Annotated in this window: 19 protein-coding genes; 9 read left to right on the top strand and 10 right to left on the bottom strand. The window is 36.8% G+C overall.

Annotation, left to right across the window (positions count from 1 at the left end):
- The first annotated feature begins 65 nt into the window (after nucleotides 1-65).
- From OO013_RS17995 to OO013_RS17955, 9 genes are all read left to right on the top strand, one after another.
- Nucleotides 66-1325: a metallophosphoesterase gene (locus OO013_RS17995; protein ID WP_266058378.1), complete on the top strand. Its 1260-nt coding sequence runs from the start codon at nucleotides 66-68 to the stop codon at nucleotides 1323-1325.
- Nucleotides 1326-1360: 35 nt separating this feature from the next.
- The gene (locus OO013_RS17990; protein WP_266058377.1) at nucleotides 1361-1945 is read left to right on the top strand and encodes a phosphatase PAP2 family protein; all 585 of its coding nucleotides are present in this window, start codon (nucleotides 1361-1363) and stop codon (nucleotides 1943-1945) included.
- Between the two features lie 6 nt (nucleotides 1946-1951).
- Complete coding sequence (locus OO013_RS17985) at nucleotides 1952-2656, top strand: SDR family oxidoreductase (RefSeq protein WP_266058376.1); 705 nt, start codon at nucleotides 1952-1954, stop codon at nucleotides 2654-2656.
- Between the two features lie 60 nt (nucleotides 2657-2716).
- A complete protein-coding gene (gene ispG / locus OO013_RS17980) occupies nucleotides 2717-4723 on the top strand; it encodes a (E)-4-hydroxy-3-methylbut-2-enyl-diphosphate synthase (RefSeq protein WP_266058375.1) in 2007 nt (668 codons plus the stop codon).
- Between the two features lie 5 nt (nucleotides 4724-4728).
- Nucleotides 4729-4923: a DUF6728 family protein gene (locus OO013_RS17975; RefSeq protein WP_266058374.1), complete on the top strand. Its 195-nt coding sequence runs from the start codon at nucleotides 4729-4731 to the stop codon at nucleotides 4921-4923.
- Nucleotides 4920-5255: an MmcQ/YjbR family DNA-binding protein gene (locus OO013_RS17970; RefSeq protein WP_266058372.1), complete on the top strand. Its 336-nt coding sequence runs from the start codon at nucleotides 4920-4922 to the stop codon at nucleotides 5253-5255. Before OO013_RS17975 ends, OO013_RS17970 begins: the two co-directional genes overlap by 4 nt.
- Before the next feature lie 3 nt (nucleotides 5256-5258).
- Nucleotides 5259-5960: an SGNH/GDSL hydrolase family protein gene (locus OO013_RS17965; RefSeq protein ID WP_266058370.1), complete on the top strand. Its 702-nt coding sequence runs from the start codon at nucleotides 5259-5261 to the stop codon at nucleotides 5958-5960.
- A gap of 67 nt (nucleotides 5961-6027) precedes the next feature.
- Nucleotides 6028-6687: a hypothetical protein gene (locus OO013_RS17960; RefSeq protein WP_266058369.1), complete on the top strand. Its 660-nt coding sequence runs from the start codon at nucleotides 6028-6030 to the stop codon at nucleotides 6685-6687.
- Nucleotides 6688-6781: 94 nt separating this feature from the next.
- The gene (locus OO013_RS17955; protein WP_266058368.1) at nucleotides 6782-7237 is read left to right on the top strand and encodes an RDD family protein; all 456 of its coding nucleotides are present in this window, start codon (nucleotides 6782-6784) and stop codon (nucleotides 7235-7237) included.
- Here OO013_RS17955 and priA read toward each other — a convergent pair.
- The 10 genes from priA to OO013_RS17905 all read right to left on the bottom strand — a co-directional run bounded on the left by priA (nucleotide 7234) and on the right by OO013_RS17905 (nucleotide 20667).
- On the bottom strand, nucleotides 7234-9738 hold the full coding sequence (gene priA, locus OO013_RS17950; protein ID WP_266058367.1) for a replication restart helicase PriA: 2505 nt from the start codon (nucleotides 9736-9738) through the stop codon (nucleotides 7234-7236). The genes OO013_RS17955 and priA overlap by 4 nt on opposite strands.
- Nucleotide 9739: 1 nt before the next feature.
- Entirely contained in the window at nucleotides 9740-11755 is a 2016-nt protein-coding gene (locus OO013_RS17945; protein WP_266058366.1) for a thioredoxin domain-containing protein, read from the bottom strand.
- A complete protein-coding gene (locus tag OO013_RS17940) occupies nucleotides 11736-12731 on the bottom strand; it encodes a GSCFA domain-containing protein (protein WP_266058365.1) in 996 nt (331 codons plus the stop codon). Before OO013_RS17940 ends, OO013_RS17945 begins: the two co-directional genes overlap by 20 nt.
- A 100-nt stretch (nucleotides 12732-12831) precedes the next feature.
- Complete coding sequence (gene rplI, locus OO013_RS17935) at nucleotides 12832-13275, bottom strand: 50S ribosomal protein L9 (RefSeq protein ID WP_266058364.1); 444 nt, start codon at nucleotides 13273-13275, stop codon at nucleotides 12832-12834.
- An 18-nt stretch (nucleotides 13276-13293) separates the two neighbouring features.
- Nucleotides 13294-13545 carry a 30S ribosomal protein S18 gene (gene rpsR, locus OO013_RS17930; RefSeq protein WP_137091648.1) on the bottom strand — a complete coding sequence of 84 codons (252 nt, stop codon included), beginning with the start codon at nucleotides 13543-13545 and terminating at the stop codon, nucleotides 13294-13296.
- Complete coding sequence (gene rpsF, locus OO013_RS17925; protein WP_137091647.1) at nucleotides 13542-13904, bottom strand: 30S ribosomal protein S6; 363 nt, start codon at nucleotides 13902-13904, stop codon at nucleotides 13542-13544. Before rpsF ends, rpsR begins: the two co-directional genes overlap by 4 nt.
- Nucleotides 13905-14036: 132 nt before the next feature.
- Complete coding sequence (locus tag OO013_RS17920; RefSeq protein WP_266058363.1) at nucleotides 14037-16028, bottom strand: DUF5689 domain-containing protein; 1992 nt, start codon at nucleotides 16026-16028, stop codon at nucleotides 14037-14039.
- Nucleotides 16029-16047: 19 nt separating this feature from the next.
- Complete coding sequence (locus OO013_RS17915; RefSeq protein ID WP_266058362.1) at nucleotides 16048-17022, bottom strand: choice-of-anchor J domain-containing protein; 975 nt, start codon at nucleotides 17020-17022, stop codon at nucleotides 16048-16050.
- Nucleotide 17023: 1 nt separating this feature from the next.
- On the bottom strand, nucleotides 17024-18067 hold the full coding sequence (locus OO013_RS17910; protein ID WP_266058361.1) for a hypothetical protein: 1044 nt from the start codon (nucleotides 18065-18067) through the stop codon (nucleotides 17024-17026).
- Between the two features lie 14 nt (nucleotides 18068-18081).
- Complete coding sequence (locus tag OO013_RS17905; protein ID WP_266058360.1) at nucleotides 18082-20667, bottom strand: TonB-dependent receptor; 2586 nt, start codon at nucleotides 20665-20667, stop codon at nucleotides 18082-18084.
- Nucleotides 20668-20694 lie beyond the last annotated feature (27 nt).

The raw sequence follows: 20694 nt of genomic DNA, 5'->3' as shown, positions 1-20694 counted from the left end.
TTAAAGAAAATACTCCTGCTACCTGTGATGAGAAGCAGGAGTTTTTTCTATTAATAATGCGGCTAATGAATACCATATTTGTGTTACTGATCATTCTGGCATTTATGCTGTTGATCGATCTATATTTTTTTCAGGCGATTAAGACTATAATTGCTGATAGCTCTTATTTGGCCAAGAGAATCACAACTTTTACTTACTGGATGTTTTCGTTTGTGCTATCCGTAGGAGTAATCTATGTGTTTCTCATGAATGATAGGCACGGTTTGGGAAGAGTAATTATTCTCGTTGCTTTTGGAACAGTTATTTCTAAAATTCTTGGAATTCTTTTTCTTTTCTTTGATGATATCAGACGCGGAGTAATCTGGCTTGTTGATAATGTTTTTTATGGAGGGAATTCTAAAGTTTCTGATGTTGCGGAAAGTGTAACAGAAAAAAAAGAGGGGATATCCAGAAATGAGTTTTTAACAAAATCAGCCGTGATTAGTTCACTAGTTCCTCTTGCAGCAATGAGCTATGGAATCATAAGTGGAGCGCATGATTACCGAATTAGAAAAAGAGTGATCAAACTACCCAATCTGCCTTCGGGGTTTGATGGGCTGAGAATCGCACAGATATCCGATATTCATTCAGGGTCTTTTTTTAATAAAACAGCTGTTGAAGGTGGTGTCGATATGTTGCTTGATCAAAAACCTGATGTAGTTTTCTTTACAGGTGATCTCGTTAATGAAGATTCTGATGAGGTAAAAGGTTATACTGAGATATTCAAACGAGTAAAGGCTCCGCTTGGAGTGTACTCGACATTAGGTAATCATGATTACGGGGATTATAAAAGATGGCCAAGTGAAAAAGCCAAGGCAGCAAACCTTCAGAAGCTGAAAGATGCTCATGCTTATATGGGATGGGATCTGCTCAATAATGAAAACAGGATTCTTAAAGAAAGCGGTGACAGCCTCGCCATAGTAGGGGTGGAAAACTGGGGACTTGGATTTAAGAAAGCTGGTGATCTGTCTAAAGCATTGAATGGAACAGATGAAGCTGCTGCTAAATTACTATTATCTCACGATCCTTCACATTGGGATGCTGAAGTGAGACCAGCCAGCGATGTGGATATTATGTTTGCCGGACATACCCATGGGTTTCAAATGGGGATAGAGATCGGGGATTTTAGATGGAGTCCTGCCCAGTATAGGTATAAACAATGGGCTGATCTTTATGAAAATGAAGGTCAATATTTATATGTAAACCGGGGCTATGGTTATATAGGATATCCGGGAAGGATTGGCATGCCTCCTGAAATAACAATTATCGAATTGAAAAGAGGCTAACAATTCATTATCTTCACGGCGATCAATTTTTAGTTATGTTAGAAAAAATATTAGAGTGGGATACGGCCTTATTTTTAGCACTTAACGATCTCAATTCACCAATCAGTGACCAGTTTTGGTTTATAATATCAGAAAAACAGACCTGGTATCCTTTGTATTTATTTATTATAGCTTTTACTATCTGGAAGTATAAAAAAGATTCATGGTGGATGATTCTTGGTTTTATAGTCTCAGTGAGTCTTTCAGACTGGATCGCCAGTGGTGTCTTTAAACCTTATTTTGGTCGACTCAGACCCTGTCATGATGAGGCGATTTCTGGTATGGTGCATATTGTGTATGATTATTGCGGTGGAAGATTTTCATTTATGTCTTCTCATGCCTCGACAACATTTGGATTAGCCTCTTCCTGGTATTTTTTCATGCGGGACAGGTTTCCCTGGATGAAGTATTTTTTCATTTGGTCAATGATCGTGGCTTATTCCAGAATAGCATTAGGTGTACATTTTCCAACTGATATAATTTTTGGAGCATTGACTGGTTATTTGGTCGGGATGTTAATATTTTATTTGTTTGATTTTCTCAATAAGAAATTTTCAAAACAAGAACTACAAAAGACTTAAAGTTTTATGAACCAATTAGCAATAGTTACAGGAGCAACAAAAGGTATAGGAAGAGCATGTGTTGAAAATTTTGCCTCTGAGGGACTTGATATCGTAGCATGTAGCCGAAGTATTGACGATCTTGAAGGTCTTAAGAAGGATGTAGAATCATCTTATGATGTTAATGTTCATGTCAAACCTGTAGATGTTTCGATTAAAAAAGAAGTAATAAACTTTGGTGAGTTTGTTAAATCTCTTAATCAGTCGATTGCTGTTTTAGTTAATAATGCAGGAGTTTTTATTCCTGGTAGTGTGCATGAGGAGGAAGATGGAATGCTTGAAAAAATGGTTGAAACTAATTTATACAGTGCTTACCATTTATCAAGGTCTCTTGTTCCGGTAATGAAAAGACAAAAAAACGGTCATATATTTAATATGTGTTCGATCGCCAGTATCAAAGCCTATGAAAATGGCGGATCATACAGTATTAGTAAATTTGCAATGTTGGGAATGAGCAAAAACCTTCGGGAAGAACTCAAGGAATTTGGTATCAGGGTGACAGCTGTGATGCCTGGTGCTACCTACACTGCCAGCTGGGAAGGTTTCGATATTGATCCTAACAGACTGATGAAGCCTGAAGATGTGGCAAATTCTGTCTTATCAGCATATAAAATGTCAAAAGGCACTGTTGTAGAAGATATTGTTTTAAGACCACAACTTGGGGATCTTTAATAACAAAGATTTAATAAACACTAGGCTCGATTATCCGTTAATCAGGTAGGAATTAGAATTATGCAAGTAACATCTGAAATAGAAAGATTTAAGAAATACTGCGACTCCTTAGTAAGTTATAAGAGGAGAAAGACTATCGAAGTCAATATTGGCGGTGTGAAAATGGGGGGTGATAATCCGATCAGGGTTCAGTCAATGACCACTGTTGATACTATGGATACAGAGGGTAGTGTTGAACAGACAATACGCATGGTAGAAGCTGGCTGCGAATATGTCAGGATTACTGCTCCAAGTATCAAAGAAGCTAAAAATCTGGAGAACATTAAAAATGAATTGAGAAAGCGCGGTTACAATGTTCCGCTGATCGCTGATATTCATTTTACTCCAAATGCTGCTGAATTAGCCGCTAAAATAGTTGAAAAGGTTCGTGTCAACCCAGGAAACTATGCTGATAAGAAAAAATTTGAAACTATAGAATATACTGATGACACCTACCAGGCGGAGCTTGACAGAATCAAGGAACGATTTGTTCCTTTGGTAGAGATCTGTAAAGAACATGGTACTGCTATGAGAATAGGTACAAACCATGGTTCTTTATCAGACAGGATCCTTAGCCGATACGGTGATACGCCACTTGGAATGGTAGAGTCAGCACTTGAGTTTCTTCGTATTTGCGAGGAAATGGAGTATTACAATATTGTATTGAGTATGAAAGCCAGTAATACTCAGGTGATGGTTCAGGCCTACCGCCTGTTGGTTCAAAAACTGGATGAAGAAGGATTAAAACCTTATCCTCTACATCTGGGGGTAACAGAAGCGGGTGAAGCAGAAGATGGAAGGATCAAATCTGCAGTAGGGATTGGAACCTTGCTCGAGGATGGTTTGGGTGATACTGTTCGCGTTTCTCTTACAGAGGAACCCGAAGAAGAAGCACCTGTAGCTGCTGCTTTAATTGAAAGATATGAAGACAGGCAAGGCCATAATGAAATATTACCTTTAGAATACCCGCTTCAGGATCCATTCGGATACAGCAGAAGGGAAACCAGGGAAGTATTAAATATTGGAGGGGAAAACGTGCCCCGGGTAATAGCAGACCTTGAGTTCTTAGCCAAGAAAGAAATTGAAATTCCAGATCTTAAATCAATCGGGCATTTTTATTTGCCGGAACCAGATAAATGGACAATGAATGACCTGGGTGCTGATTTTATCTATACAGGCGATAATCCCGTCCGATTCATGTTACCTAACGGGCTAAAGGAAATTGTTGATTTTGTGCGGTGGTCAACACTAGAGGATAAGAATAATAAATTTCCTGTTTTTGAAATTCAGGATTATCATCAGGCAAATGTAAAACATCCGAAGCTTAACTTTTTAAAGCTAACATTATCGGATACTGACGACACAGTACTGGATCTTTTGAGACACGATGAAACTCTAGTAGTCTTATTAAGTACGTCAAACAAACACGGTCTTGCAGAGCAAAGAAGATTCATTTATCTGTTAATAGAAAATAATATAGATACTCCGGTAATTTTGCACAGAACTTATGGGGATCTTAACGAAGATAAACTTTTGTTATATTCAGCTACTGATATTGGCGGCTTGCTGATCGATGGGTTTGGCGACGGAGCAATGATCAGTAACCGTGATCAGGTAAAGCATACTGAGAAAGACACATTATTGAATTCTGTTAAGTTTCACAATGAGACTACTTTTGGAATCCTGCAGGCCGCAAGAACCAGAATGACAAAAACAGAATATATTTCATGCCCAAGCTGTGGAAGAACACTCTTTGATTTACAGGAAACAACTGCGATGATCAGAAAAAGAACTGATCATTTGAAAGGGGTGAAAATAGGTATCATGGGTTGCATAGTAAATGGCCCAGGAGAAATGGCAGATGCAGACTATGGGTATGTTGGTTCTGGAAAGGGTAAGATAACTCTTTATAAGGGTCAAGAGGTAATGAAAAGAAATATTCCTTCTGAACATGCCCTTGATGAATTGATAAATATAATTAAAGAAGACGGTCAGTGGACAGAACCCGGGCAGTCATTAGATAATTAAGAACTATGGCAGAAGATAATAAGAGAAATAGTTTGAAAGAGTTTTTTAAGATGGGAGAGGTTGCCGGATATTTTTTCAGAAAGAAAGATCCGAGCAGACCTTCTAATTTTAATTTAAAGGCGATGCATACCATTAATAAAATTTCAATATTGATGTTTCTGGTTTGCATGGTTATTTTATTTGTCAGATACGTGTTATGAATATAGAAGATTTCCGGGCCTATTGTTTAAGCCTTCCTTACACTTCTGAAGATATGCCTTTCGGGGAGGATGTTTTGACTTTCAGGGTTCACGGAAAAATCTTCGCTTTAACCGGTATTACTGAGTTCAAATCAATAAATCTCAAATGTGATCCTGAGCGAGCTTTGGAGTTGAGGGAAAGGTTTGATTTTGTCAAACCGGGCTATCACATGAATAAAAAACACTGGAATACAGTGGAGCTTTCACCGGGCTGCTCTGATTCCTTTTTAAAGGATCTTGTTAAACATTCCTATGATTGTGTTCATAAAACCTTGCCCAAAAAATTGAAATAAAATATGCGTTTGATTTTCTTATTTATTCTTATTGCCTCTTTTTTGTCATGTGAAAGTGATGCGCAAACACAAGCGACTACTAAAACTGATAATTCAAAATCAATGACAACAAAATACCTCGCACTTGGAGATAGCTATACAATTGGAGAAGCTGTTGAACCATCATTAAATTTCCCTAATCAATTGGTTGATGAATTACGATCAAGAGGCGGCGAAATATCCGATCCTAAGATCATTGCCGTAACAGGGTGGACTACTGATGAACTTAAAAAAGCCATTGAGGAGGAAAACCCCACTTCAGACTATGGATTTGTCACTCTTTTGATCGGTGTAAATAATCAATACCGTGGTTACCCATTTAGCCAGTATGAAGAAGAGTTTACTCAATTGCTTAATATGGCTGTAGAATTTGCTTCAGGGGATCCTTCAAAAGTTATTGTTGTAAGTATACCTGATTACGGAGTTACTCCTTTTGCCTCTTCCAGTGATACTGAAAAAATTGCAAGAGAATTAGATCAGTATAATGCTTATGCTAAGTCTCAGGCTTTGGAAAAAGGTGTTTCCTATGTTGATATTACTGCCATTAGCAGATTAGCAAAATTTGATCAGGATCTTATAGCTTCTGATAAACTCCATCCGTCAGCGAAAATGTATTCTTTATGGGTTGATGCCATAGCTCCAACAGCTTTTATTAAAATTAATTAGCAGTCAATAAACTTATATCTCTATTTTTGGTTAACTTAATAGAGTAATCAAGGAATAGGAGGGAATAGTGACAGATATAAGTAAAATTCATGCAGTTATTATCGGAGATCTGGTAAATCCACCAGGAGTAGATTCCAGTAACCGTTCAGATTTTGACTCATCACTAAAGGAAATATTTGATGAAGTTAACGGTGATTACGAAAAAGATCTGGATTTTCTGGTTCAACGATCTAACACATTTGTTAAAGTTATGATTAACCCCGAGTATGCACTCGAGGTAGCCCTGTACCTTAAGGCCAGGATAAAAATGCTTAGAAAGTATTACTCTATACCTGGTTTGGATATAAGAGTATCCATTGGTGTTGGCCTTATAGAGCAATTAGGCGAGAATGTTAGCCATTCTGATGGGCAGGCTTTCAGGTTTGCAGGTACTGAACTTGATAAACTAAGTAAATTTCAGCAATTCACACTCAGATCTTCTTTTAAGGAGATGAACATAAGCTGGAAAGCACTTTCTCTTATGGTTGATACGATTACCGATGGGTGGTCTTATGAAGGTGCTGAAGCTGTCTGGTTTTCATTAAAAGGACTTACACAGTCTCAAATCGCCAAGATCCTGGATATCTCTCAAAGTGCGGTTAACTTTCGATTAAGAGCTGCACACTGGAGAGCCACTAAAGTATTGATCAAGACTTATCACGATCAATTAAATCATTTCGTTGATTAAGTAATTTTTTTATATATTTTTATCTTTTTCTAAAGGTATAATTCTATACCTTTATGGATATTTTTTGACTATTTACTAATTACTTTTTTTAACTATGGATTTTAAAGAAAACATTCTGGATGCCCCTGATTCGGCTTTTAAAACGAAAGAAGATGTGGTTAAAGCTGAAACTTCCAAGGGAAGAAGATTTCTTGGCTTTCTGATTGATTACGCTATTTTTTATGTGATGATGTTTTTGTTGGGAGTTGTTTCTGCACTTTATTCATGGGGCTTTGAAGAGATTGATGATTTTGTATTGAATATACTTTCTATCGGAGTCTTTCTTTCTTATTATATATTAATCGAAACGATAACCAATGGTCGTTCTCTAGGGAAATATATATTGGGAACAAAAGTTGTTAAAGTCAATGGAGAACAGCCTGAAATAAATGATTATTTTGTTCGTTCAATATGCCGTATAGTGCCTTTTGAAGCATTTTCGTTTTTTGGTTCTGTTGGATGGCACGATAAGTGGTCAGATACCCGGGTTGTTGATATTAAAAAGTTTTAATAAGGATCAACGTCTATAACTACGCGGCTACGTTTGAAGGTTTTATCTTGAAGTGTAGCCGCGATTGTTTGATCGAGATCGTGTTTTATCTTACCCAGATTGGTCGTTTTTCTATCTATTTTCACGATTAACTGCATAAGATATTGATTTCTGATTTTGCCTACAACAGGCTCCTGCGGGCCCAATATTCCCTTTCTGCCGTATTTTTTCTTTAGAGCAAAGGCTATTGCTTCGGCTGTTTGAATCGCGTTAAGCTTGTCCGGGTTTTTGATAGTTATATTAATTAACCTGGAAAAAGGGGGGTATAAGAATGAATGTCTTTCTTTTATCTCACTAAAATAAAACTTTTCATAGTCATGACTTTGTACCCAGTGTAGTATCTGATGCTCAGGGATACTGGTTTGGATCATTACCTTTCCGATTTTTTCTCTCCGCCCGGTACGCCCGCTGACTTGTAATAACAGTTGAAAGGTTCTTTCATAAGAGCGCAGATCTGGAAAATACATCATTCTGTCTGCGTCGAGAACTCCTACCAATCCAACTTTATCAAAATCAAGTCCCTTTGTAACCATTTGGGTTCCTACAAGGATATTAATTTGTCCGCTGTCAAAATCATTTATTATGGTTTCATAACTGTTTTTTCTCCGGGTGGTTTCAAGATCCATTCTACCAACCCTGGCCTCAGGTAGAAATAACTGAAGGTCTTCTTCCAGTTTTTCAGTTCCATAGCTTACAGTTTTTAGCTTTCTTGAACCACAAGCATCACATACCAGAGGTAATGGCTCATTATATCCACAATAGTGGCATCTCATTTCTTTTTTGTACTGATGGTAGGTCAGGCTGATGTCACAGTGTTCACATTTAGGAATATGCCCGCAAGTTTCACATTGAAGGTAGGGAGCATATCCACGCCTGTTCTGAAAAATTATTACCTGGTCACCTGCAGCAAGTACTTCCTCGATCTTTTCTAGTAGCTTAAGGCTGAAGTCGCCCTTCATTTTTTTCTTCTTCTTAGCATCGCGCAAATCCACCAGTTCAATATCCGGCATCTGACTTTCCCCAAAGCGATTCATTAAGGATACCAATCCGTATTTACCCAATTTAGCATGATGGTAGCTCTCTGTAGAAGGTGTAGCAGATCCTAAAAGAACTTTTGCATTGTGGAACCGACCAAGGATATGCGCCATATCCCTTCCTTGATACCGGGGGGCAGGGTCATGCTGCTTATATGAGGAATCGTGTTCTTCATCAACAATGATCAATCCCAAATTATCAAAAGGTAAAAAGATAGAAGACCGAACACCAACAATAATGTCATAAGCCTTGTTTTTTACCCCCTGCCAAACTTCAACTCTTTCATTGTCTGAAAATCTTGAGTGGTATACACCCAGTTTGTTACCGAATATCTTCTTCAATCGCTGTACGATCTGGGTTGTTAATGCTATCTCAGGAACCATAAAAAGAACCTGCCTGTCAGATGAAAGAGCAAGTTTCATTAATTCAGAGTATATAGCTGTCTTTCCGCTTCCGGTCACTCCGTGTAGTAATACTGTTTGCTTGTCTTCGAACTCCTTAAGGATCTGATCAAAAGCTACTTGCTGTTCGTTACTTAACTTTTGCTCATCAACTACCTCTTTATCGGAAAGATCAAATCTGGAGATGATCACTTCAAATTCTTCAAAGACATTATTTTTGATCAAAGTTTGTAAAGAAGAATTGCTCAGGTCTTCGTCTTTTGTAATATCAGATTTCAAAATACCCGATTCATTAGAAGTGTTGTCGTGTAGAACCGGTACTTTTTGCAGATATCTAAGTATTACAGCTTGCTGTTTATCTTTATTGTTAAGAGAATTTACCAGATCTTCAAGTTCATCAGTGTCTGAGTCAAAGGGTGGTTTTAATCGGATTCTTTTTTCTTTTTTTGGCTTATATTTTTCTTTTACCTGTTCAAAAATTATTATCGCTTCCCGTTGTATCAGTGATTTTATGACAGAATGGATCGATTTTTTACCAAGTAATTCACTTACCTCTGTATAGGTCAGGGTTTTGTCTGCCGATAAATTTTCCAGTATTATTTGTTCATTCTCTGAAATTGGCTTCTCATGATCTTCGATTTTAAATTCAGGATGAAGCTGGATTTGAGATTCGCTACTAAGTTTTAGCCCTGAAGGAATTGCTGCCTGCATTACCTCGCCAATAGAACAGAGGTAGTAATCAGCCATCCATTCAAAAAAACGAAATTGGATCGGTTCAGCGATTGGTAATTCATCTAAAAGATCAATGATAGATTTAGCTTCGTATTTTTTCGGCGGGTTCCCGTGCAAGTGTACTACAAGCCCGGTAATTACTCTTCTTTTTCCGAAGGGCACAAGCACACGGCATCCAGGCTGGATATCGTTTTCAAGGCTCAAAGGCACTCTATAGGTAAAGTATTTCCCTATAGGTACCGGTAAGATTATATCCGCAAAAGATTTCGAATGACTATTTTGATCTAAGCTCAATCTAATTATTAAAAAGTGTTGACAACTGAACTATCGCTTCTTCCGTGTTGCTTGTTGGAGCTTTACAGACGCGATCACTACAAATATATATTTTTGTTGCTGAATCAGACAATCTGCCTTCAAAATGAGGTATTGAAGATTCATTTTTATCAGATGCCATATAATTCACAAACGGATTAAACGGTGTTTGTAATTTTTCTATCACATCATGAGCTTCCTCTCCGGTAACCACTACATCAACCTGAGGAAGATTCATATATAGTAATACTTTAGCCCAGTTACTCATATATCTGAAATCACTTTTGATCATTTTCTCTACCTTGCCAACCATTGTATAAGCTGTTTCAAGCCAGTCTTCCTGGTCAAAGTAACGGCCTAGCTTATAAAGACATTCAGCAAACATTGAGTTACTTGAAGGTATTACCTGGTCAAAAATCTCATATTGTTTAGCCACCGGGGAGTTATGATCATCAGCAGAAAAACTGAAAAAGGTCTCGCTGGTGTCGTAGAATTTTTTAAAGGCAAGTCTCATGTATTGAGCTGCTTCTTTAAGATAATGTTCTTCCTGGGTAATGTTGTAATGATCTAACAATAATAAAATAAACAAAGCATAACTATCCGCAAAAGCTTCAGTGTCTTTGCCTACGCTATGAATCAGCTTATCACTCCATGCAAGATTTTCCCTGATGAAATGAAGGTTTTTTAAAGCCAGTTTATAATACTTATCATCTTTGTAAACAAGGTAAGCTTTAACCAAACCAGAATTTATGAGACAATTTTGGTTAAGTAAGATCTTATTATCCAGGCCGGGAGAAATCCGTTGTTCCCGTGCAGCATAAAGCTTTGTCCTGATGTTCTTAAAAGTTTCATTTGATGAGTGAATATCAAGAACATCTTCTTTATTCGTGTAAAGAATATTCCTTCCGTCTTCCCAATTACCGTTTTCAGTAACACCGAGTTTTTCTTTTGCAAACTCTAATTCTTCCTCATCTAAAACAGATTTTAATTCTTCGTATTCCCAGGTGAAAAACTTTCCTTCCACACCTTCAGAATCAGCATCAGTAGCAGTATAGAAGCCACCTTCTTCGCTTAACATTACTTCGGTGATCCATTGAACAGTTTCATCGATTACAGGTTTAAAATCCTTATCAGGAAAAAGTTGCTGTCCTTCGCTATACAAAGAAAGTAGTTGCCCATTGTCATAGGCCATTTTTTCGAAATGGGGGGCAAACCATTCACCATCCACACTATATCTTGAAAAACCTCCCCCGATATGATCATAAATACCACCGGCAAACATGCTTTCGAGAGTGATTAAAGTACTTTCAGATTGTTTCGAGTTCTCTTTAACGAGGTTTCTGGAAATAATTGATCTCCAAATAACTGGCATCGGAAATTTAGGAGCGCCTTTTATCCCTCCATTGTCCTTGTCAAACAGGTCTGATAATTTATTAAGTCCTTCATCAAAACTACTTAACGGGGGGATCTTTTCTTCGAGTGGTGCAAGGTTAAGCTTTTCAGGTAATGAAACCGACAGTGCATTTTTCAGGCTGTCAGCAGATTTTCTGATTTCATCATATTGTTGATTGAAACCATCATGGAGGCCTTTGAGTACTTTAGCCCATTGATCTGGCCTGAAATAAGTGCCCCCATAAAAGGGACTGCCATCCGGTAGCACAAATACATTCAAAGGCCACCCTCCATTTATTCCCATAGCCTGGACAGCTTCCATATATAGTTGATCGACATCCGGACGTTCTTCTCTGTCTACTTTAACACAGATGAACCATTCGTTCATCATATCAGCAATATCTTTATCTTCAAACGATTCCCTTTCCATCACATGACACCAGTGACATGAGCTATAACCAATGCTTATAAGCAAAGGCTTATTTTGCTTTTGAGCTTCTTCAAACGCAATTTCACTCCACGGAACCCAATTTACCGGGTTGTGAGCATGTTGCAGGAGGTATGGGCTTGATTCATGTATAAGGCTGTTAGTGTGCTCGTTGCTCATATTTCTTGAGTTTATAGTCTACTTCTTCAATAAGGTTTTCTACAGGAAATTGTTCATTTAAGACAAGTAGCATTTTTTTTGTTTCCTTAAGAAAAGTCAAATGCTGGTTACCTCTTTGAAGTGGCCTGTGTTCAAGCCTTCTTTTTATTTTCTCATATTTACCTACTAATTGAATAGTTTTTTCTGAAAGATATGTTTCCCAAAAGTGTTCTCTGACATATTCGACAGCTTGATCATTAGGATGAATCAGATCTTCAGAATAAAACCGGTAATCTCTCAGATCATCGAGTAACAATTCATAAGCAGGATAGTAGGAGCAAAAATCATTTTCTTCCACTAATTTATTAATAGCCAGTAAAAGGGTGGATTTACTAAGCTGATTTTCATGAAAACCATCTTTTATGTGCCTCACAGGGCTGACAGTAAACACAATTTTACAATTAGGGTTGACCGCTTTAATTGATTTTACCGTGTAATTCCAGGATTCAGTAATTTCATCAACCTCAAGCAGGGATTTAGTGAAATAAGTCTGAGGTATCTTCTGGCAATTAGCAACAATATTATTAGTTGGTTGATATCGGTAAATGTAAGCTGTTCCAAAAGTTATAAATATGGTTTTGGCTTCTGTTACTGCTTCCCTGAGATTAGAAAGTCTGTTGGTGATCTCAAATAACAATTTTTGAGGATCGTTGGCGTATAGCTTAGAATGAAAATCAAGACTGAAATAAAGTGATTCTCTTTCTATAATATGGTCATTATTTATTTGAAAGGCTTCTGATAAAGAATTATTGATGATTTTAGCAAGAGATACAGGGTTAAAAATTATACCCATTGGATTAATAGAAGTTTGGAAACCGTAGTCCCCAAGTTTCTTTCCGATGTTCTCTGCAAAACACGATCCTGCCAAAAGGATATTTTCTCCGGGCAGTAATTCAAAATCAGCTTTTTTAGCTTTTATTTCTGTTCTGAACTTCATTTGGGGAATTTACAAAATATAAACTCTCTCCGCATCAGATGAAAATAAAAAAAGCACTTCCCTTAAAGAGAAGTGCTTTTAAAATATTCTTTAGAAAAGATTATTCAGCTACTACCGTGAATTTGATAGTTTGCTTAACATCTCTGTGAAGATCGATTTCTGCTTCGTATTCACCGATGTTTTTAACCTCAGATGGAATAGAAATCTGCTTTCTGTCAATGTCAAATCCTTTTTCTCTTAATGCATCAGCAATTTGAAGAGTAGTAACAGTACCGAAGATTTTTCCTGATTCACCAGCTTTAGCTCCAAGCTCAAGTGAAACACCTTCTAATTTAGAAGCAATTGCTTCAGCATCCTGTTTGATTTTCTCTTGTTTATGCTCTGCCTGACGAGCGTTTTCGCCCATCATTTTTTTATTAGATTCTGTTGCGATAACAGCATATCCTTGAGGAATAAGGTAGTTACGTCCATATCCTGGCTTAACGTCTACTAGATCGTGTTTATACCCTAATCCTTTTATGTCTTTCTTTAATATAATTTCCATTGTCTTGATTACTTTGGATTATTTTAATGAGTCAGTTACATAAGGTAATAAGGCCAGGTGACGAGCACGCTTAACAGCTTGTGATACCTTTTTCTGATATTTGGCACTAGTACCAGTGATACGACGAGGTAAAATTTTACCCTGATCGTTCACAAACTTCAAAAGGAAGTTAGAGTCTTTGTAATCAACATATTTGATGCCGTGCTTTTTGAAACGGCAATATTTCTTTCTGTTTTCTCCTCTGTTGATAGGTTCGTTCTGTAGTGTCATTTTGCTGCCTCCTCTTTTTTCTTGTTAAATTCTCCTTTTCTTCTTCTTTCGTTGAATTCGATAGCGTGTTTGTCCAGGCTAACTGTTAAGAAGCGCATTACTGCTTCATCACGTCTATACTCGGTTTCTAAAGTGTCTATCAGAGAAGGCTCCGCTTTAAATTCAAACAGGTGATAAAATCCGGTTGACTTGTGCTGAATAGGGTAAGCAAGTTTTCTTAGTCCCCAATCTTCATCATTTACGATCTCAGCGCCACCGTCAGTGATCACTTTCTTGAATTTAGCGACAGCATCCTTCATCTGAGATTCAGATAAAACGGGATTCAAGATGAATACTGTCTCAAAACTTTTTAATGCCATTTGTATAAAATTTAATGGTTTTGTTAAACGAACTGCAAAATTAGTCTATTGAACTCAAATAAAAAAGACTCATGTATAAAAAAAGCAGCCATTTACGGCTGCTTTTGTTTTTATATTTCCTGATTCAAAGGATTAGTTTGAACCTGTGATTTTTATATCGTCGAAATAAACAGTTTTTGAATCGCTGGCTTCCTGGAATTCTATAACCAGTTGAGCAGATGTTTTTCCATCTAAAGATGCCGAAGCTTCCGTCCAGGTGTCTAGGTCGTAAGCGTCTGTTGTTGAATCAAATAATACAATTGTTCCATCATTAGTTATAACGCTTATTTTAAGATACTCATTTGTTACTAATGAATTATCAATAAAATATGATAGGCTAACTGCATAATTTGTGTGTCCGGTTAAAGCAACTTCTGCAAAGGTTAATGTTACCAGACCTTTAACACTACTTAGTTGATAACCTTTTGACCCGTCTACGTATGACCCAACAGTTCCTGTATAGCTTGTTACCCCTGAATATTCACCCTCAGTTAAGCCAGTTAGATTAAGTGTATTGTAGTAATAAGCATCAAAAGCCATTTCATTTCCAGTGCCCTCCATTTCGATGCTAGGCTCCCCGTCATTGTTTACCAGGTCATGATCTAATGAACTATCACCCGTATCAAAGTATTTCCAACCAGTAGTTCCTTCTTCAAATGAATTGTAAGCAAGTATTGTAACCGGGTTTTCTTCAGTTCCACTAACATAAATTGTAGTGTTTTCTGCACCAATACTAGATAACGTGATAGTGCCTGTTAATTCTCCAGATTGTCCTGAATTCGGAGTGAATCTAACATATATAGTTTGCTCACCGCTGTTAGCATCTGCTGCAGCGATTGAAATTTCATTTGAAAATGAATTGTTGTCAGTTGAAACTTCAAAGTATTCAGATGCCGAAACGATCACCTCACTATTAAGATCCGTTCCTGAAATAGCAAATGTTTTTGCGTCTGATATATTACCTGTAAGAATTACACCGAAGCTTTCAACAGTGTTATCTGTTATTCCAGATACAATAATTGTTGAAGTGATATTATTCTCGAATATATCTTCAGCTTTCTGTGGTAAAAGTTGAGGGTTATTATAGTAAGTTCCAGCAATACCGGTTAAAGTACCAATGCCATAAGGAATTAATTTATTACTGAAAGAAGCACCACTTTCCACACGCATATCACCATAAGATACACCATCAGTGAAAGTAGTGTTGCCAGATACAGTTTCCTGACCATTAGCGGCCGGGAAATAAACATCATTTAATGTCACTAGCATTGCCTGATAGTTGCCTGAATTTAATTCTTCAATTGAAATAGAAGCAGGTTCTGGCATAGTGCCTTCACCTCTTGATACTGCACTGTCATTGTGGATATTAGATAATTGAACCAGGTTTCTGAAATCAGTTAATTCAACACCATTTATATTTACAGTTACTGTATCACCTAATACAAGCTGATTGTCGTCTTTAAATCTTAATACTATCCCACCTGAATAATCTTGAATAAAGACATTTCTTGAATTCAAATTATCATTTAATGATGTAACAACTCCACCAACAAATGCTTTTTCAGAGAATACTTTACCTCCTTCATTAGCATACATGTCTCTGATTTCAGCAATTGAGTAAATTGCAGGAGCTTCATCATCACCTATAGTGAAAGTCTTTTCTGTGATATTTCCTAATTCAACATTTTCAGATGAAGAAGAGATTGTAAATGATATATTACGAGGCTGTTCCAGAACATTATCGTCATCATTATTATCAACATAGTATAAAAAGAAACTCACCTTTTTAGAATCTGCTAAAAAAGGCAAATAAATGATGCCATTTTCAGTTGAAGGAATTGTCCTGAAGTTTTCTTCAGTAACATTCTCCATTGAATTTAGATCAACCATTATTATTCCATCCTGAGTAGCAGGGCTGGTGAATTCTATGGTCACAACTTCTCCATCTGATTCATTCTCCATTAAGTAAGCTGAATCAGAATCGAAGTTAATTACCGGATCTGAAGGCGTCTCATCTTCCTTACATGAATTAAGGAAGACTACTAAACTTAAGACCGATATATATAATAATTTAAAATTTTTCATTTCTATTTATTTTAAATAGTTATTCAATATTGATTGACAGGTTATCAATAACCCAGGAAGAAGAAGAACTACTTGTTGCTTCGATAAACTGGAACGCAATGACAAATTTGTCAGCGTTTAGTTCCTGTACATCAAGGTTTATTGTAGTCCAGGTTCTGGATCCTGCTGCCGGAGCCTGAGTGTCGTAATCAGTAAGTTCTGTCCAGTTGGCATCAAGAGGGCTTCCTGAGGTGTAATCAGTACTGTAAAGCACTTTTATTCTACCAGGACCTGAATAGTTACTGAAAATATCAAATGAAATAGTCGCAGTGGTTTGTCCTGATAAAGTCATGGCGTCATTAATTAACCATGCATTTTCTGTTCCGGCATCACCACCGTAACCAGAAGCATTTACAGCCCATGATCCATCAACTCCATATTCACGTAATCCCCAGCCACGATCGGTTTTGAATCCATCAATTATTTCCTCTGTGAATTCTGCAGGTATGCCATACTTGTTGGTTTGATCATTGAAATCATAAAACCTGTTAAGTACTGGTATATCATTATCTGATATGAATATTTGAGTTGATTGAACTCCAGCCTGACCGATTGAAAAATCATTATTTTCAGAAATCAGTTTAAAAAGAATGCTACTTGCAGGTTGAACATAATCATTATCAAGACTAACAAATTCAAAAGAATTGTTATCTGAATTATAATTAAATGAAACAACATTATTTACAGCTGCAGGAATGGTAATGTAGTCAACTCCATATTCCAAATCATCCTGTAAAGGAATGATTTCAACCGATACATTTCCATTTGCTTCTGATTGAGAATTGACATATACCTCAATTGATTGAGATTGTCCTTCTTCAATTGCATATGATTTACCCGTGAAACCAACCTTTTCGTTCAGGTCAAAATTCACAGCTTCATCTTCACATGAGGTTATTCCTATAATCAGAAATAAGCCTAAAGTGATTTTAAAAATATTATTTATAGTTTTCATTTTATTCTCCTCTTATTTCTAGATTATCAATAGTATAAGAAACTGAATTTGCACTTGACGCATTATAAAAATGGAATGCAATGTAAAGAGTTTCACTTCCTGCTGCCTCAGAAAGATCTGCTGTAACTTTTTTCCAATACCCATCAGGAGCATTAGCTGACCCAGATCCTTTTTCAGGTAAGTTTTGTGAAAAGCTTTCAACAGTAGTCCAGGTGAAATCCTCAGGATTCTCTGCTTCTGAATCGAAATCAGTAGAATATTTCAATTCCAATTCTCCAGATCCATCGTAGTAACTTTCAATCATCATGGATAGTACTAATGCTTCAAGAGAAGATGTATTAATGTTTTCTGAATTTGAATCTTTGACTACATCATTCAAATTTAAAATCAACCAGGAATTATCAGCTCCGGGATTGCCACCATAAGCGCTTGCCTGAAGCCCGGTGGTTTCATCAAAACCAAAAAATGCTCTGGTTTGCCACCCACGATCGGTTTTAAACCCGGGTACAGTTTTTACCATAAATGGAAAATCAGGAGTCTCAAAATTACCGTACTCATTAAAAGTAAATGTTGTCAGGAGTTCAGGTACATCGGCATCGTTAATATATAAATTGAATGAGCCACCTGCCTGAGATTTTAATTCTCCATTAAATTGATCTAATGAAAATTTAAGATTGTTACCTCCTGTGTATTTTTCATCGTGAAGTGAAGTAACCGTGAACGATGCTGAAGTTTCTCCTCTTTCAGCGAATAAAGTAAGTTTACCATCTTCAACCATCGGAGGATAAGTAATATAATTGACTCCGTAGATTGATTCTGAGGAGATATCTATATTGATTGCAGCATCTCCTGCTATTACTCTTGAGAAATTAACGGTAACTTCTTTTGAGTTTAAATTATTACCAACACTCTCATCTATGGTCGCATTAAACTCCGGACCAAAAGTTGTGGTTACTTGTTCTTTCAAAGATTCATCTTCACATGCGACGAAAGATATCGCAAACAAAGAGAGAAAGAATATTTTATATTTATTAAAGTATTTCATCGTGATTTATCTTTTTAGAAATAGATATTAAGACCAGCATTATACGTGATTCCAAAACCATAGTCTTCACCATTGTATCTCTGATCACTTCTACGAATATAGAGCTCGTCAAACAGGTTGTTTACATTTCCATTGACTCGGGCTTTCAATCCATTAATTTCAAAATAATATCCTGCGTAAACATCAACAATTTTATAATTATCGAGTTTTCTCACTTCTACATTTTCATTGCCAATAGCAACTGTAGGATCATATTCCTCATACAGATCTGCGAAATAATTGATTCTGGTACCTATATAAAAATCTTTTATTCCTTTGTAGTGTAAACCTATGAAACCAGTTGTTTGAGCAGAGTTACCTACCGGAAGGCCACCAATTAGCATATTTACTTCATCGGAATTACCTTCTTCATCAGTTAAAACTGTATTAACATCATTTAAATAAGTGAAATCTCCTAATGAGACCATACCTGTTGCCTCTAGTCCCGGTAGTAATTGAAATCTTGCATCCATTTCAATTCCTTTATGTTCTTGTGATTGACCGGTTACGGCAAAGAAAGTTCTATCAAAAGTTTCCGGGTCAGTTACAAATGAAGAGAATGCTTTGTCATTCCATCTGATCCAGTAAGCATTGATATTTGCACTTAAACGGCTAGTACGATATGAATAACCCAGCTCTGCAGCTGTAATCTTTTCATTAGTTAATCCTTTCAGGTAATCGTTTGAAAAACGGGCATCGATGAAAGAGTTTCTTAGGAATGGAGCTCTTGTGATATAGCCACCATTAACGAAGATATTTTGCTTACCATCAATGTTATAATTTAAACCAGCTTTAGCATTGTAATTATTAAATACTCTTACATCTGATTTTCCGAAACTATTATTGATATTATAAGAACTTCCATTCCAGAAATTTCCATATCGATACATTTGGCTTCTGCTAAGGTTTACAGAGACAAATGCATTTAATTTACCGAAATCATGCTCATATTGTCCGAATAAAGCACCCCACTTAACATGGCCATCATAATTATAGTATACTTTATCACCCAATCTAGCCGCATTATTAGGGTTCAGGATATTATTATCTGTACCATTGTTGCTATCCAGGAAGAATTCACCACCAAGAAGGTCTTCGACTGAAGCATAATGAAGTGCCTTGTAGGTTCTTACATCAACACCTAAAACAAGGTCTCCAGCATCAGATACATCCCAATTTAAGTTGGATATTGCTCCTATCCAGTTATGATTGTTGTGCCTTCCTTGAAGGTAGAATAATGATGATGCTCCTGAAATGCTATTGCTAGTTCCGTATACGTTGTTTACCGTTTGTTCATTAGCAGTATTTAGTTCATCAATCAATTCGAAATTGATATAACCATCATTGTCCTCAGGTACTGATGGAGCATTGCTAGCTCTTCCTATACTTGTACCATATGCTCTTGCGATAGAAACATAGGCTGAAGTAGATAAGGACATTTTTGTATTGATATCCCAATACCAGTTTAATGTAGCTTGTGGTTTATGAGAATATCCTTGTGAACTATTATATAATCCACCCTTATAATATCCAACGGCAGGATTGAACCAGTAATTATCTCTTAATTCATACTCTGCAGTATTCGTGTTCCAGGCTCTTCCGTACTCAGCTGGAGCACCAAAGATTGTAAACATTAATGTATGATTGTTATTGATGGTTTTCTGTGCATTGAAAAAATATGACCAGGCATCAGTATATGCACCTTTTTTATATCCATCACCTGTAGTTCGGGCACCCTGGAAGGTAAAAGCCCATCCACCTTCTAATTGACCTGAATTAAGCGTTAAGCTATATCTGTTATCCCACGTTCCTGAATTCAATCTGACATCAAATTGTCCTCCGGCTTCTTCTTCAGAAGGTTTTGTAACAATATTAATAGTACCTCCAACTGAGTTAAGACCTAGTTTTGATGCTCCAAGGCCTCTTTGAACCTGCATGTTACTTGTGATCTCACTTAAACCGGCAAAGTTTGACCAATATAGACGTCCGTTCTCCATATCGTTCAAAGGGACACCGTTGATCATAAACAATATTTCAGTTTGTTCGAAACCTCGAATATTGACTCTTGCATCACCATATGCTCCGCTCCCTTTAGTAGCGTAAACACCAGGTGTTGAGTTTAGTAACTCTGGTAGCGCCATTGCACCAAGCTGTTCATCAATGGTGATTGCTTTTATTGTAGAAGCAGCAACAGGTGTTTTTCTGTCTACAACAACATCAGCAAAAACCTGAACCTCATCTAACGAAGTAACGTCTGAAATTAATTCGATTGTTCCCAATGAATTATTTCCCTCTTTTAAATTAAGAGTTACTTCTTTAGTTTCAAATCCAATGTAGCTTAATGTAAATACTGTTTTTGAAGTTGGAAGTCCGGATATTTTAAATTCTCCGTTTAAGTCAGTTATGACTCCCTTTGTTGAGTTTTTGACAATGACAGAAACTCCTATTAGAGGTTCTTTATTGTCAGCATCAAGTACCTTACCTGTTACGGTTGCTTTTTCTTGCGCACTTACCTGTGTAGTTACAAGCATTCCCAGGATAAGGATAAAGATCCTTAACATTTTTCTCATTTTGATGGATGTTTGGTC

The sequence above is a fragment of the Mangrovivirga halotolerans genome, from assembly GCF_026241165.1.
GTDB classification, from domain to species: domain Bacteria; phylum Bacteroidota; class Bacteroidia; order Cytophagales; family Cyclobacteriaceae; genus Mangrovivirga; species Mangrovivirga halotolerans.
This window is presented reverse-complemented; position numbering and strand designations above follow the sequence as displayed.